The sequence below is a fragment of the Streptomyces sp. CNQ085 genome (assembly GCF_022614595.1).
In the GTDB taxonomy this organism is placed as follows: domain Bacteria; phylum Actinomycetota; class Actinomycetes; order Streptomycetales; family Streptomycetaceae; genus Streptomyces.
The window spans coordinates 12,102-27,148 of record NZ_JAJFAU010000056.1; the positions used below are offsets into that span (position 1 = coordinate 12,102).

General features: G+C 70.5%; 10 protein-coding genes, 1 pseudogene and 1 CRISPR repeat array. Of the genes and pseudogenes, 7 read left to right on the plus strand and 4 right to left on the minus strand.

The genetic code is table 11. The annotated features are described in order from the left end of the window. Positions 1-122 precede the first annotated feature (122 nt). From casA to cas2e, 7 genes are all read left to right on the plus strand, one after another. Complete coding sequence (gene casA / locus LJ221_RS12140; protein ID WP_241716218.1) at positions 123-4,946, plus strand: type I-E CRISPR-associated protein Cse1/CasA; 4,824 nt, start codon at positions 123-125, stop codon at positions 4,944-4,946. Next, positions 4,943-5,821, plus strand: coding sequence for a type I-E CRISPR-associated protein Cse2/CasB (casB, locus tag LJ221_RS12145; protein ID WP_241716220.1), 879 nt, complete (start codon positions 4,943-4,945; stop codon positions 5,819-5,821). Before casA ends, casB begins: the two co-directional genes overlap by 4 nt. A gap of 95 nt (positions 5,822-5,916) precedes the next feature. After that, positions 5,917-7,116 carry a type I-E CRISPR-associated protein Cas7/Cse4/CasC gene (gene cas7e, locus LJ221_RS12150; RefSeq protein WP_241716222.1) on the plus strand — a complete coding sequence of 400 codons (1,200 nt, stop codon included), beginning with the start codon at positions 5,917-5,919 and terminating at the stop codon, positions 7,114-7,116. Further along, complete coding sequence (gene cas5e / locus LJ221_RS12155; RefSeq protein ID WP_241716225.1) at positions 7,113-7,871, plus strand: type I-E CRISPR-associated protein Cas5/CasD; 759 nt, start codon at positions 7,113-7,115, stop codon at positions 7,869-7,871. Before cas7e ends, cas5e begins: the two co-directional genes overlap by 4 nt. Then, positions 7,871-8,587: a type I-E CRISPR-associated protein Cas6/Cse3/CasE gene (gene cas6e, locus LJ221_RS12160; RefSeq protein ID WP_241716227.1), complete on the plus strand. Its 717-nt coding sequence runs from the start codon at positions 7,871-7,873 to the stop codon at positions 8,585-8,587. The genes cas5e and cas6e overlap by 1 nt, the downstream gene beginning before the upstream one ends. A 3-nt stretch (positions 8,588-8,590) precedes the next feature. After that, on the plus strand, positions 8,591-9,538 hold the full coding sequence (gene cas1e / locus LJ221_RS12165) for a type I-E CRISPR-associated endonuclease Cas1e (RefSeq protein ID WP_241716229.1): 948 nt from the start codon (positions 8,591-8,593) through the stop codon (positions 9,536-9,538). Then, positions 9,535-9,906 (plus strand): type I-E CRISPR-associated endoribonuclease Cas2e, encoded by a 372-nt coding sequence (gene cas2e, locus LJ221_RS12170; protein ID WP_241716231.1) that lies wholly within the window; start codon positions 9,535-9,537, stop codon positions 9,904-9,906. The genes cas1e and cas2e overlap by 4 nt, the downstream gene beginning before the upstream one ends. A gap of 113 nt (positions 9,907-10,019) precedes the next feature. Next, positions 10,020-12,122: direct repeats of the CRISPR family, unit length 29 nt; unit sequence GTGGTCCCCGCGCCTGCGGGGGTGGTCCC. A gap of 69 nt (positions 12,123-12,191) precedes the next feature. Here cas2e and LJ221_RS12175 read toward each other — a convergent pair. From LJ221_RS12175 to LJ221_RS12190, 4 genes and pseudogenes are all read right to left on the minus strand, one after another. Further along, on the minus strand, positions 12,192-13,364 hold the full coding sequence (locus LJ221_RS12175) for a tyrosine-type recombinase/integrase (protein WP_374228434.1): 1,173 nt from the start codon (positions 13,362-13,364) through the stop codon (positions 12,192-12,194). Next, positions 13,364-13,576, minus strand: coding sequence for an excisionase family DNA-binding protein (locus LJ221_RS12180; protein WP_241716239.1), 213 nt, complete (start codon positions 13,574-13,576; stop codon positions 13,364-13,366). The genes LJ221_RS12175 and LJ221_RS12180 overlap by 1 nt, the downstream gene beginning before the upstream one ends. Further along, positions 13,573-14,727: an AAA family ATPase gene (locus LJ221_RS12185; RefSeq protein ID WP_241716233.1), complete on the minus strand. Its 1,155-nt coding sequence runs from the start codon at positions 14,725-14,727 to the stop codon at positions 13,573-13,575. Before LJ221_RS12185 ends, LJ221_RS12180 begins: the two co-directional genes overlap by 4 nt. Next, positions 14,724-15,047 (minus strand): annotated as a pseudogene (locus LJ221_RS12190) (DNA primase); the annotation flags it as partial. The gene LJ221_RS12185 and the pseudogene LJ221_RS12190, both read right to left, overlap by 4 nt.

Here is a 15,047-nt window from a genome sequence, read left to right on the forward strand (position 1 = left end):
GCGTCGGCCGGAGCCGACGCCGGACACCCTCACCACACCTGTGCTCACCGGAGGCCCCCCTACCATCTCGCCCCGCCCCATCGAGGCGTTTCGAAGTACCACACACTCAAGGGACTTCAGGCATGTTCCATGCATCCGTGATCCCGGATCCCATCGAAGGCGAGACTCCGTTCAGCCGGCTGTCCCCGGCCGCGCGGACGGCATGGGCGAAGCACGACCGGAAGACGGAAGGTTGGCTTCCGCTCTGGCGGCACATGGCGGACAGCGGGGCTGTCGCCGGGAAGCTGTGGGAGCACTGGGTACCTCGCTCGGTCAGGGAGTTGGTGGCCGAGACACTGCCCGCCGGAGAGTCGGATGCCCGTAAACTCATGCGATTCCTCGCATCAGTGCATGATGCGGGCAAATCGACCCCCGCCTTCTCGTGCCAGGTCGAAACGTTGGCCACGCGCATGCGGGACGCCGGGCTCGACATGCCCACGGCCAAGGTTTATGGGCTGGACCGGCGGTTGGCGCCCCATGGGCTAGCCGGGCAACTGCTGCTGCAGGAGTGGATGGCCGAACGGTTCGGGCTCGGAGGACGGGCCTCCGGACAGTTCGCCGTCGTGGCAGGTGGCCATCACGGGACGCCTCCCGACCATCAGCAGATACACGACCTCCAGCTCCGTCCGCATCTACTGCGGCATCCGGGGCCAAGCGAGGAAGTATGGCGCAGGGTCCAGTACGAGTTGATGGACGGCTGCGCTGATCTGGCGGAGGTGACGGAGCGGCTGCCGGAGTGGGGGGCGGTGCGGCTGCCCCAGCCCGTGCAGGTGATCCTGACGGCTCTGGTGATCATGTCCGACTGGATCGCCAGTGCACCGGAGCTCTTCCCGTACGACCCCGAGACCTGGCAACCCGTCGGACCGGTCGGCGAACGGCGTCGGCTGCGGGCCGCCTGGGACGGGCTGGACCTGCCGAAACCCTGGGCGCCCCAGATACCGCAGGGGTCGGCGCAGGAACTGTTCGCGGAGCGATTCCCGAAGCTGGGAAGCGCAGCGGTACGGCCGGTCCAGTCGGAGGCGGTACGGATGGCGCGGGCCATGTCGACGGCCGGGCTGCTGATGATCGAGGCTCCCATGGGAGAAGGGAAGACCGAGGCTGCGCTCGCGGCAGCAGAGGTCCTCGCGGCGCGGACGGGTGCCGGGGGTGTGCTGGTGGCGCTGCCAACGCGGGCCACGGGTGACGCCATGTTCTCCCGGCTGCTGGCCTGGTTGGACCGGCTGCCACAGGGCGACGGAGGGTCTCGTTCCGTCGTCCTGGCCCACGCCAAGGCAGCGCTCAACGACCTCTGGGCAGGGCTGCTGCGGCAGGGACACCGGTCCATCGCCGCCGTCGATCCGTATGGCGGGGAGCAGGTCGGTGAAGTGCGGGCGGTGCGGGCCCAACCGGCCGGGCTCCATGCCCACCAGTGGCTGCGGGGGCGGAAGAAGCAGCTGCTGGCCTCGTTCGCGGTGGGCACCATCGATCAGGTGCTGTTCGCCGGGCTGAAGAGTCGGCACCTGGCGCTGCGACACCTGGCGGTGGCGGGCAAGGTCGTCGTCATCGACGAGGTACACGCCTACGACGCATACATGGGACGGTACCTGGATCGGGTGCTGGAGTGGCTGGCGGCGTACCGGGTGCCGGTCGTGCTGCTCTCCGCAACTCTCCCGGCCGAACGCAGGCGCAGCCTGGCCGCCGCATACGCGGGTCCGACGGGAGCAGATGTGGAGACGGCCGCAGACGCCTACCCCCTGATCACCGCCGTCGCCCCGGGCCGTCCAGCTCTCACCGCACGGTCCGCGCCCGCCTCGGGGCGTCGTACGAATGTGCTGTTGGAACGGCTGGACGATGACGTGACGGTACTGGCCGATCGACTGGCGGAAGAACTGGCCGACGGAGGCTGCGCCCTGGTGGTCCACAACACGGTCGGCCGCGTGCTGGAGGCCGCTGAGATCCTGCGGGATCGGTTCGGGGATGAGGCGGTGACGGTGGCGCACTCGCGGTTCCTGGCCGCCGACCGGGCCGCGAAGGACACCGATCTGCTGCGGCGGTTCGGTCCGGAAGGAGACCGGCGACCCGACCGGCACGTGGTGGTGGCCAGCCAGGTGGTGGAGCAGTCACTCGACATCGACTTCGACCTGCTGGTCACCGATCTCGCGCCGGTGGACCTGGTGCTGCAGCGGATGGGGCGGCTGCACCGGCACCCACGGCGACGACCTCCGCGCCTGGCCCGGGCCCGCTGCCTGATCACCGGTGTGGACTGGCAGACGACGCCGCCGTGGCCCGTCATTGGATCGCGGGCCGTGTACTCGGGCGAGTACACCCTGCTGCGATCACTGGCCGTGCTCGACCCGTACCTGAACGGGAAGCCCCTGCAACTTCCCGATGACATCAGCCCTCTGGTACAGAGCGCCTACGGCGAGGACCAGGTCGGACCGGACACATGGGCGCAGAAGCTGGGCGAGGCGCAGACGAACCACCTGGCGCTGCTCGCGGAGAAGCGGGAGAAGGCGGAGGGATTCCTGCTCGGTCCGGTACGGCGGCCGGGGCGGCCGGTGTACGGGTGGCTGGAGGCCCACGCCGGGGATGCGGACGACAGTCGTGCGGGCCGCGCCCAGGTGCGGGACAGCGGAGAGACCCTGGAGGTACTGGTCGTCCAGCGGCAGGCCGACGGAAGGCTGACCACCGTACCGTGGCTGGACGGTGACAGGAAGGGCGGGCGGGGCGGTCTGGCACTGCCCACCGACTTCCCGCCGAGCCGGCGCGCGGCCGAGGCGGTGGCCGCGAGCGCTCTCACGCTGCCGGGGCGCTTCAGCAAGCCCTGGCTGATCGACCGCACCATCGACGAGTTGGAGCGTTTCCTGGTGCCGGCCTGGCAGGTGAAGGAGTGCCCATGGCTGGCGGGGGAGCTGTTGCTCGTTCTCGACGCGCGTTGTCAGACCCGTCTGTCAGGCTTCGACCTCACGTACAGCCCGGCCGATGGACTACGGGTGACCTCCCCGGACGTGCCTGCGAACAGCCCCGGTGCGTCCAAGGACGGGACAAGTACGTCCGAAGGCAGGTCTGTTCGGGAGGAAGGCGGTCAGAGTGAGCAGAACACGTGCGACCAGGGATCTCCGGCGACTGCGTCCGTTGACCGCGTCCCCGCGTCCGAGGAGCAAGCGAAGGGAAACCCGGTGAGTACGGAGTCCCCGACAACCCCTGGACCACCGTCCTTCGATTTGGTCTCCGCCCCGTGGCTGCCCGTGCAGCACCTGGACGGGACGGTCGAGGAGGTGTCCCTGCTCGACCTCTTCACGCAAGCCAGCGGCCTGCGAAGGCTGGTGGGTGATCTGCCCACACAGGAGATGGCCCTGCTGCGGCTGCTGCTCGCGATCCTGTACGACGCCCTGAACGGCCCCGCCGAAATCGAGGACTGGGAGGACCTTTGGCTGTCGGCCGACCCTTTCTCCGCCGTCCCCGCCTACCTCGACCGTCACCGGGACCGCTTCGACCTCTTCCATGCCGAGCAGCCGTTCTACCAGGTAGCAGGGCTGCGTACCGCGAAGGGTGAGCTGGCCCCGCTCAGCCGGATCGTCGCCGACGTGCCTGTGGGCAGCACCTTCTTCTCCATGCGGCGTCCGGGAGTCGACCGGCTGTCCTACGCGGAGGCCGCCCGGTGGCTGGTGCACACCCACGCCTACGACACTTCCGGCATCAAATCCGCGATGGTCGGCGACGAGGCGCGGGCCAAGTCGGGAAAGGTCTATCCCCTGGGTGTGGGATCACTGGGAAACCTGGGAGGCGTCTTCGCGGAAGGCACCACGCTGCGGGAGACCCTGCTGCTCAACCTCATCGCCTTCGAGGAGGCATACGCAGAGCCGGAAAACGGCAGTGGGACCGAGGACTGGCCCGTGTGGCGGCGCCCTCCGCTGGGGTCCGGGCCGCGCGAGGACGGCTCCGGGGTACGCCGACCCAGTGGTCTGCGGGACCTGTACACCTGGCAGTCCAGGAGAGTCCGGTTGCATCCCGAGAACGGCGCGGTGACCGGAGTGGTCCTCGGATACGGCGATCCGCTCGCCCTGTCCGCCCCATGGAAGCTGGAGCCGATGTCGGGCTGGCGCCGCAGCCCGGCACAGGAGAAGAAGCAGGGTCGGGCTCCGGTGTACACATCACGCCGACACGATCCGAGCCAGGCGGCCTGGCGCGGACTGGGTGCCCTGCTGCCGGCTCGGCAGCAGGCGACGGACACCGGGAGACGCGGTGAGGCCGCCACCACCCTGCGCCCCGGCGTGGCCAGGTGGTTCACCCAGGTGATCATCTCCAGTGAGATCAACCCGGGCACACTGGTCCGGCTGCGACTGATCGGAGCGGTGTACGGCACCCAGCAGTCCGTGGTGGACGAGATCGTGGACGACTCCGTGGTCCTACCGGTGATCACCCTGCACGAGGGGAACCCGGTGTACGGCGCCGCGGCCGTGGACGCGGTCAACGAGGCGGAACTGGCCGTGGCTGCCCTGGGCCAGCTCGCCGGGAACCTTGCCCGGGCCGCCGGCACGGACCCCGGCTCGTCGGTCGCCGCCGCCCGCGACCTGGGCTTCGGGACGCTGGACGGCCCGTACCGGGCATGGCTCAAGGACCTGTTGTCCTACCCCGATCCGGCCACGGCACGGCAGGAGTGGCGCAGCACGGTGCGCCGGCATGTTCTGCGGCTGGGCCGTCAACTCCTCGCTTCCGCAGGGCCCGCGGCCGACGAGGGACGGCTGACCGACATCCCCGGCCTCGGTGTCCGCTTGATGGACGCCGGCCGCGCCAGTGACTGGTTCATCAAGCGGCTGGGCAAGGTGCTGGGCCCGGCCGCGGGGCCGCCCGGCGCCGGAGCCCCGATCCCGCGCCAGACCGGTCCCGGAGCCGTCCGCGACAACCGTACGGAGAGCGCATCATGACCACGAGCACGCAGCATGCCGAGGACAGGGACGGCTCCGCCCAGCTCGAGAGCGGCGGTCGACGCCGGTACTCCCTCCCCCGACGGGCCACGCTCCGCACCATCACCCGGCTGCAGGCGGGATACCGACAGGACGTTCCGACGGCGGTGGCGGCGGTGGCCAGACTGCGGCGCGAGGCCGGACGGGACGCGTACACATCACCCACCAGTTGGGGTCTCGACGACCTGGAGGCACTGACCGACATCCGGGAACAGGAGCGCCGGGAGGAGCAGGAACGTCGAGAGGGCCAGGAGGCCGCGCCGAGATACTTCTCGCCGGCAGCACGAAATAGGGACGAGCGGCGTGCGGAACGCGAGGAGAGGGCAGTCCACCTCGCGGTGACTCTCTGGGCGCTGCACCAGCAGTCCCTGCGTAACGAACCGATGCACGTACCCGGCTGGCCCCTCGGCCGCGCGGTACGGCGGCTGGCTCAAGGGAAGGCCGGTACGAAGGATCCCGCCCGGACTCCTGATGCCGGCGTGGGACCGGACGGCGGCGAGGCGCAGGAACCCGAGCCGGTCGAAGAAGTCAGCGCGACCATCCGCAAACGCTTCGTGCGGATCGGGACCTCAACCGATGTCGGCACCCTGAGCGACCGACTGCGCGAGATGGTGCTGCTGCTCCGCGCCTCACGGATTCCTCTGGACTACGGGCTCCTCGCCGACCACATCTACCTCTGGCAGGACGAGGACCACCAGGACGACATCCGACGCGCCTGGGGTCGCCAGTTCCATCTCACGTACAGGAGGACCGAAGCGGACGGCGATGACGGTGGCAGCACGCCGCCCTCGGACAGCGGCCGATCGGACCTCACGAACGACGACGCAGGGGACTAGCCCCCACCCTCATCGCCGTCCACATTCCAGCGCTTTGGACCGGCGCCCTGCATGGCAACGAGCCCAGACGAGGCCGCGAAAAGAACGGAACCACAGTGACCCGAACCATCCTCGATATCCACATCCTCCAGACCGTCCCACCGAGCAATCTGAACCGCGACGACACCGGCACCCCGAAGTCGGCGTACTTCGGAGGTGTCCGACGGGCGCGGGTCTCCAGCCAGGCGTGGAAACGCGCCACCCGGAAAGCCTTCAACACCCTTCTGCCCCCCGAGGAACTCGGCGTCCGGACGAAGAGGGTGGCTGAGGCGCTGGCCGAGCGGATCGTCACCAGGGACGCGTCGCTGGAGCCGGTGGCGGTCCAGCTCGCCGCCGAGATGGTGAAGGCCGCGACCGGCTCCGCGGTCGAGGTACCCAAGCGCAAGGCGAAGAACGACGAGGACGGCTCCGCCACGCCCCAGTCCCCGTACCTGATGTTTCTGAGCAGAAGGCAACTGGACGCCCTCGCCGCGCTGGCCATCGCGGGCAGCGGCCCCGACGGTGACGTGAAGGCGCTCAAGGAGCATCTCAAGGAGAGGGATAACAAGACCAGTGCCCGGCGGGCCGTCGATACCCGGCACTCGGTGGACATCGCGCTCTTCGGGCGGATGGTCGCGGACTCCGCCGACCTCAACGTGGAGGCGGCGACACAGGTGGCCCATGCCATCAGCGTGCATAAGTCGGATATCGAGTCCGACTACTACACCGCAGTGGACGACCGCAGCCCCGACGGCGAGTCCGGCGCCGGAATGATCGGCACCATCGACTTCAACTCCGCGACTCTCTACCGGTACGCCGCCGTGGACGTCGATGAGCTGCAGCGCAACCTCGGCCTCGGTCTCCGGGAGGACGAGTCGCCGAGCACGCCGGTGGAGAGGGCAGTCGGTGCCTTTCTCGAAGCCTTCATCACCTCCCTCCCGACCGGGAAGATCAATACGTTCGGCAACCACACCCTGCCCTCCGCGGTGATCGTGAAGCTGCGCGACCGCTGGCCGGTCAGCTTCGTCGGTGCCTTCGAGGAACCGGTGCCGAAGAGCCCGGCAGGCGGATTCCTGCGGGAGAGCTGCCGACGGCTCGCGTCCTACGTACCGGACCTGGAGCGGCAGTACGGGCTGGTGTCGGAGGACCGGAGCTGGGTCTTCCGCATCGGCGAGGAGACGGAGGTACTCGCACCGCTCGGCTCCGAAGTATCTCTGGACGTCCTGGTGCAGGAGGTCAGGGACGTGGTGGCGCAGCGGCTGGGGTCCGGCACATGACGGTGCTGCTGCTGCGGCTCGCGGGCCCCCTCCAGTCCTGGGGCTCGGCCGCCCGCTTCGCCCGCCGCAGCACGGAAAACGCGCCCACCAAGAGCGGAGTACTCGGCCTGCTGGCCGCCGCCCAGGGCCGCCCGCGGGACGCGGGCCTCTCCGACCTGGCGTCGCTGCGGTTCGGCGTACGGATCGACCAGCCCGGCTCGCGTCTGCGGGACTTCCACACCGCCCACCACGCCGATTCCGGCAAGGCGATGCCGTTGTCCGAGCGTTTCTACCTCGCCGACGCGGTATTCGTCGCCGGAGTCGAAGGAGATGCGGAGCTGATCCGGAGCCTCTATCAGGCACTGCTCGCACCGCGCTTCCTGCCGTATCTCGGCCGCCGCTCCTGCCCGCCGTCCCGGCCCGTCGAGATGGGACCGCCGCTCGAGGGAATCTCTCTGGAGGACGCTTTGCGCAACGCCGAGTGGCAGGCATCCACGTGGTACGTCAGGCAGCTGAAGCGAGCGGCGATGAGCGGGGACGGTTCGGTCGGCCCCGAGTCGCTGGACCTGCTGCTCGACTGCCCACCGGCCGAGACTCCACACCTGTCCCTCCGGGACACGCCGATCAGCTTCGACACGCGCCACCGACAGTACGAACTGCGGGGCATCCGCACCGAACGGACCACAGCTCCGCCGCGCCACGATCCGACCGCCGCCCTCCGCCCCGCCGGTCCGCCCACAAGTGCCACGGTAGAGAGCTTCCCAAGGACCCCCTGATGTACCTGACCCGTTTCCGCATCAACACCGCCCGCACCGAGGCTCGCCGGCTCCTCGGGTCACCACACCTCCTACACGGCGCCGTGAACATGGCCTTCCACGACCTCCCATCCCGGGACGGCCAAGGACCGCGGGTCCTGTGGCGGGTGGACCGCACCGCTTCGGGGCGGGCCGACCTGTTCATGGTCAGCCCCGTCCGGCCCGATCTGACCCACCTCGTCGAACAGGCGGGCTGGCCCGCCCTGGAGGAGCCGGGATGGACCACGTTCGCCTACAGGGAGTTCCTAGATGGCCTCGCGGTGGGTGACACCTGGGGCTTCCGACTTACGGCGAATCCGGTGCACCACATCCGCAAACCAGGGGACCCCGAGGGTTCCCGGACGAAGCGAGCCGCGCACCTGACTCGGCAGCACCAACTGGGCTGGCTGCTGCAGCGGCAGGAGCGGGCCGGCTTCGAAGTGACACGCAAGCCCGCCGACCGGCGGCTGACCGAGCATGGCGATGAGCACGAGGTGATCGTGCACGACCAGTTGCCGCTCCAGTTCCGCAAGCGTGAGGTAGCGGGCTCCCGACACGATGTCCGCTTCGTCCGAGTCACCTTCGACGGCCGACTGCGGATCACCGACATCCACGCCTTCCGCCGCACCCTCACTCACGGTCTAGGCAAGGCCAAGGCGTACGGCTGCGGTCTAATGACCCTCGCCCCGGTGCGGTGAGCGATGAGCACTGTCAGCCGCCGAAGCGCCTCCTCACCCCGCGAACTCACCCGAGTCGGTGACCGGCTCTCCTTCGTCTACCTGGAGCGGTGCACCGTGCATCGCGACGACAACGCGATCACCGCCACGGACGCCGACGGGGTCACCCACATCCCATCCGCCACCATCGGGACGCTGCTCCTCGGCCCGGGCACCCGGGTGACCCACCAGGCCATGTCCGTCCTCGGCGAATGCGGAGCCGGGGTGGTGTGGGTGGGCGAGCACGGGGTGCGTTTCTACGCAGGCGGACGGGCCCTGACCCGTTCCTCAGGTTTGGTCGAAGCGCAGGCCACGGCATGGGCGAACCGCCGCACCCGACTGGAAGTGGCCCGGGCCATGTACCGCCTGCGCTTCCCGTACGAGGACCCTGCCGGCCGCACACGCCAAGAACTCCTGAGCATGGAGGGCCGCCGCCTCAAGGATTGCTACCGCCGCGAGTCGACCCGTACGGGCGTCCCTTGGCGCCGCCGCGAATACCACCCCGGCGACTTCTCCGCCGGGGACGCGCCGAACCAGGGGGTGACGGCGGCCGCGCAGTGCATGTACGGCGTCGCGCACGCCGTTGTCACAGCCCTCGGTTGCTCACCGGGACTGGGCTTCGTCCACTCAGGACACGAGCGATCCTTCGTCCTGGACGTGGCTGACCTGTATAAGATCGACGTGGCGATACCAGCAGCGTTCGACGCGGCAGCAGAGGGTACGGAGGACGTGGCGACACGCACCCGGAGGGCCCTGCGGGACCGCATCAACCAAACCGGCCTCCTCGACCGTTGCGTACGGGACATCAAGGACCTGCTCGGCTACGGCGGAACCCGTGAGACGGCGGATGCCCAGGACCACGTGACACTGCAGTCCGACGGAGACCTCCACATCAAAAGCGGGCGCAACTACGGGGAAGAGCCCATCTGGTGACCGTCATCGTCCTCGCCAACTGCCCTGCCGGACTTCGTGGGTTCCTTACCCGCTGGCTGCTTGAGATCTCCCCCGGCGTCTTTCTGGGCTCCCCCTCAGCCCGTGTGCGAGACGTGCTATGGGCTGAAGTCCGCCAATATTCGGGGCAAGGACGCGCCCTGCTCGCGTACCAGACCAACAACGAGCAGGGCTTCACGTTTGAGAGCCACGACCACGCCTGGCACCCTGTCGACCACGAGGGCCTAACCTTGATCCATCGCCCAAACCTTGCAAACCCTCGCGGAGAGACCCGCGCATCACAGAGTCCACGCCAGGGCTGGAGCAAGGCGGCCAAGCGGCGGCACTTAGGAAGGCGCGATAACGGATGAAACCGCACGATAGAGCCCCACACCACAAAACTCCAGCAATGCCCACTATGCCGGATTCCGTAATAGTAAGTAAAAACAAGCATTCCACGATGTAAAGCCGCTGGTCAGCGCCTGTGGTCCCCGCGCCTGCGGGGGTGGTCCCTCCGGCGACCAGACGGAACCCGTAGGGCGACAGTGGTCCCCGCGCCTGCGGGGGTGGTCCCGGTAAGGGCACACTCAGGGATGCGGTGCTCCAGTGGTCCCCGCGCCTGCGGGGGTGGTCCCGGGCTGGCGATCTCGTTGGCGGCAGCGTCCAGGTGGTCCCCGCGCCTGCGGGGGTGGTCCCGGGCCCCGCTACGGCACCCCCGTGCCGGACGTGTGGTCCCCGCGCCTGCGGGGGTGGTCCCTCGGTAATACGCGACATTCCGACAAAACCGCCGTGGTCCCCGCGCCTGCGGGGGTGGTCCGGGGGTCTATGCAGCCCTTTGAGCTGCTGGGGCGTGGTCCCCGCGCCTGCGGGGGTGGTCCCGAGTCGGCGCGTGACATCTCTTGCAACTCCGTGTGGTCCCCGCGCCTGCGGGGGTGGTCCCCGACCCCGGTCCAGCGGGCCCAAGGAGGGCCCGTGGTCCCCGCGCCTGCGGGGGTGGTCCTGGGATGATCAGGTGTAGCGATGTGCACGAGGTGTGGTCCCCGCGCCTGCGGGGGTGGTCCTGCGTCGTTGAGTGCGTCGAGGAGTTCGGCCAGGTGGTCCCCGCGCCTGCGGGGGTGGTCCCACCGCAACCCGCACCAACCTCACGTCCCGGATGTGGTCCCCGCGCCTGCGGGGGTGGTCCCAGGCGCCTTGGTACTACCGGAGAAAGTGCAACGTGGTCCCCGCGCCTGCGGGGGTGGTCCCATCTGGCTCTGCCCCGTGTGCTCCGCCAAGATGTGGTCCCCGCGCCTGCGGGGGTGGTCCCTGATGTGACACCGGCAACCCGCGCCCGCCCCGGTGGTCCCCGCGCCTGCGGGGGTGGTCCCTCTCGTGATCGTCAGGGCCGGTCCCGGGGTCAGTGGTCCCCGCGCCTGCGGGGGTGGTCCCTCTCGTGATCGTCAGGGCCGGTCCCGGGGTCAGTGGTCCCCGCGCCTGCGGGGGTGGTCCCTAGGACACGGGGGGGGTTGCACACCCCACGCCGTGGTCCCCGCGCCTGCGGGGGTGGTCCCTAGGACACGGGGGGGGTTGCACACCCCACGCCGTGGTCCCCGCGCCTGCGGGGGTGGTCCCGTGCACTCCCCCCTGGCCGATCCCGAGTTCTTGTGGTCCCCGCGCCTGCGGGGGTGGTCCCTTGTCGAGCACGTCCCGGTATTCGCGCCGCTTGTGGTCCCCGCGCCTGCGGGGGTGGTCCCGTCGCCTCCAAGTCGGTCGGCTCCCGGTCTGCGTGGTCCCCGCGCCTGCGGGGGTGGTCCCGCGCCCGTGCTGATGGTGGCCGACTCGGCGAGGTGGTCCCCGCGCCTGCGGGGGTGGTCCCTCCTTGCCGGCGGTGTCGCCGTGGTCGGCGGTGTGGTCCCCGCGCCTGCGGGGGTGGTCCCCGGCGTCGAGGCCGGTCCCCTCATAGCCGAGCGTGGTCCCCGCGCCTGCGGGGGTGGTCCCGGCGCTGCCAGGCGGCGTACGCCCGCACGGTGGTGGTCCCCGCGCCTGCGGGGGTGGTCCCGGTGAGCGCGCGGGCGAGCCGGTCCAGCCGGGGTGGTCCCCGCGCCTGCGGGGGTGGTCCCGGGGTCTGACCTGGGGAAAGACCCCGAATCTGGTGGTCCCCGCGCCTGCGGGGGTGGTCCCGACCTTGTTGCGACCCGGTACTTGCACGGCGCGTGGTCCCCGCGCCTGCGGGGGTGGTCCCGCGGCCCGTTCTTACTCCGTGGAGACTGCCTCGTGGTCCCCGCGCCTGCGGGGGTGGTCCCGTCAGGTAGGCGGCCGACCCCGACGGCACAGTGTGGTCCCCGCGCCTGCGGGGGTGGTCCCACCTGCATGTGCCGCTTCACGGCCTTGCCGGTGTGGTCCCCGCGCCTGCGGGGGTGGTCCCTGGTTGCAGTAGTTCCGGATAGAGGCCGGGGAGTGGTCCCCGCGCCTGCGGGGGTGGTCCCGGCCACGAACGCGCCAACCCACAAGACGTGCCGTGGTCCCCGCGCCTGCGGGGGTGGTCCTCACACAGAGTAAGCGGGCCGACCCCGGGACGAGTGGCCCCCGCGCCTGCGGGGGTGGTCCCTGCCCCGGGGTGCACGTGGCGGAAAGCCCCAGGCCAGCGGCCCGGGGCTTCCTTGTTGTCTAGACCGGTCTACGCACCGCGCACCACTTCCGCACCACTCGGGCCCTCCTCCGCCCCGTCTCCGCCGGTCTTCAGCTCGCGCCGGACGCGGTCGTCCAGCCCGTGCGCGATCTCACGCTGCCGTTCCAGTGACGAGTGCTGGTAGATCAGTGCCGCCCGTACGGACGACTGCCCCATCCGCACCATGAGGTCCTTCAGGGTGGCTCCCGTCTCCGCCGCGAGCTGGTTGCCCGTGTGCCGCAGGTCGTAGAACCGGAAGCCCTCCGGCATCCCGACCACCGTGCGCGCCCTGCGCCACGTGCGGCCGAACGTGGAGCGGCGGAACAACCCGCCCTGCGGACCGACGAACAGCAAGCCGTCCGGCTCCTTCTGCGCGAACCACTCGACGTGCCGCCGAAGGTCCTTGTGCAGGAAGCCGGGCAGGATCAGCGTGCGCTTGCCCGCCGCCGACTTGGGATCGCCGGTCACCCGCTGGCCACTGGTCAGCTCGGGCGCGGCCTGGCGGATGCGCAGCGTCCCCGCCTCCAGGTCCACGTCGTTGCGCCGCAGTGCCGCCAGTTCCTCCGGGCGCAGCGTGGCGAACGCGCCCAGGAGCACCAGGAGACGCCAGCGCGGGCCGACGGCGTCCGCCAGGGCGTAGACCTGCTCCACGGTCGCCGTGGGCCGCTCCTCGGCACTCTCCTTGCCCGCGCCGCGGATGCGGCACGGGTTACGGCGGATCAGCTCATCGTCCACGGCCGTCTCCAGGACCGCCTTCAGCAGCCGGTAGGACTTGGCCACGGTCGTGGGCGCTCCCGTGTCGGCGAGCCGTTCGGCACGCCACGCCCGTACGCGCGGCGGTGTGATCTCGTCCAGGTCCAGGCCGCCGAACGTCGGCAGCAGGTGGATGCGCAGCAGACGTTCGTACAGCTCCACGGTGGTCGGCCGCAGTCCGCGTTCCGCGATCCACCGCTTCGCGTAGTCCTCGAAGTTGACCGCTCCGGCGTCCGGGTCCTGCCAGTTGCCGCGCGTGAGGTCGGCCTCGACCTGCGACAGCCAGATCTCGGCATCGGTCCTGGTCTCGAACGTCTGCGGTGCCCGCCTCCGCTGGCCGCCCGGGGCGACGTAGGAAGCCGTCCAGCGGCCGGAGCGGTACTGCCGCACCGCTCCGAAGCGGCGGTACTTCTTTCCCTTCTTCGGCATCAGGCAGCGGCCCTCCGGTAGCGGCGTCGCGGGCGGGCGGGTTCGACGGTGTTGGCGGCGATGTACTCGGCCAAGGCGCTCTCCGGGATGCGCACATGGCGGCCGACCTTGACGAAGGTGATGCGCCGCTCGGCGACCAGGCGGCGCGGGAACCGCTCGGTGGTGCCGAGTCGTTCGGCGACCTGCGCGACCGACAGATACCTCTCGCTCACTGCGACCTCCGTTCGTCGCTGCTGGCCGGACAGCCGGACAGTGCCGATCCGGGGTGTCCGGGTAGTTCGGGCTGGTCAGTGGGAGCGGCCGGACGGTCGGACACTCCGGACGCCCCCTGTGCGGTCTGTTTGGTGTCCGGGTCCGGGTAGTACCGTCCGGCCGCGTCCTTGCAGAGCTGGCCGTCTGCCGCCATGCGCGAGCAGGTGCGGCGGACGGTGTCGGCGTCCACGTCCGGCATGGCTGCGGCGATGTCCTTCGGCCTGGCACCGGGGTTGCTGCGGACGTGGCGGAGGATGGCGGAGCGGGTGTCGCCGATGGTGTGGTCGGCGGCTGGTCCTTCCAGCAGTTGCCAGGCGCCGGCGGCGGCGTGGAACTGGAGGGCGTACTCGGCTTCGTCCACGTCGCGGCCGGTGACGTGGAGGACTCCGTCGGCCTTGCCGCGGGCTCGCTTGAGCACCAGTGTGGCGTCGGCCGCGCCCGCCAGGCCGTTGGTGCCGGACACCTCGGTCAGGAAGTCGTCCGAGCCTGCCTTGCGCACGTGGTGCACCAGTACCACGGCCACGCCGTAGTGGTCGGCGATGCGCTTGGCGTGGCCGACGGCGGCGTAGTCGGCGTCATAGGCGGACGCTCCTGGGGCGGAGTGGCCGCGCATCTTGGCGAAGACGTCGATGACGACCATCCGGGCGTCCGGGTGGTTGTCCAGCCATCCGGCGATGGCTTCGTTGCCGCCCTGGGGAAGCGGCGGGCACTCGGTCACCAGCGTCAGCCCGGCCGGGGCGGGGCGACCGCCCAGAAGCTTGCGCATCCGGGTCTGAAGGCGGCGCGGGGTGTCCTCCAGCGCCAGATACAGCACCGGCCCGCCCTCGACGGGCACGGCGTCCATGGCCTTGCCACCGGCCGCCACCGACAGCCCGAGTCCCAGCGACAGCCAGGACTTGCCGACCTTCGGCGGACCGGCGAGCAGGTTCACGCCTTCCGACAGGATGCCGGGCACGGCCCAGCGCGGTTCGGGGAACTCCGCCGCCATGAGCTGATCGGCTGTCCACGCGGTGCGCGGGCGAGGGGTGGGCGCGGGGGCGCCGGGCTCGCGGGGCACGGAGTACAGGTGCGGTCCGGTCATCGGTACGGGGCCCGGGTTCGGAGTGGTCACGCGGCCACCGTCCTCGGGCGCTGGGCACCGGCCCGCAGGCCGGACGCGATGGTGCGGCGGGCTTCCCGCTCGCTCTGGCCGACGTGGAGAGCGGCGGCGGTGAGCTGGTCGGCCACCTCGGCTTCGCCCAGCTCGCCACCGGCCACCAGCTGCCCGAGGGCCACCGAGGCGAGATAGAGGGCGTTGTTGTGGCCGTCCGGCGGTGAGCTGGTCACGCGCTCCAGTTCGGCCTTCAGGGCGGCCCGCAGGTACCGGCCGCGTCGGCCGGTGGCGGTCAGGGGCACGGTGACGGGCTGCTGCGGCGGCAGCGGCGCCGGGCT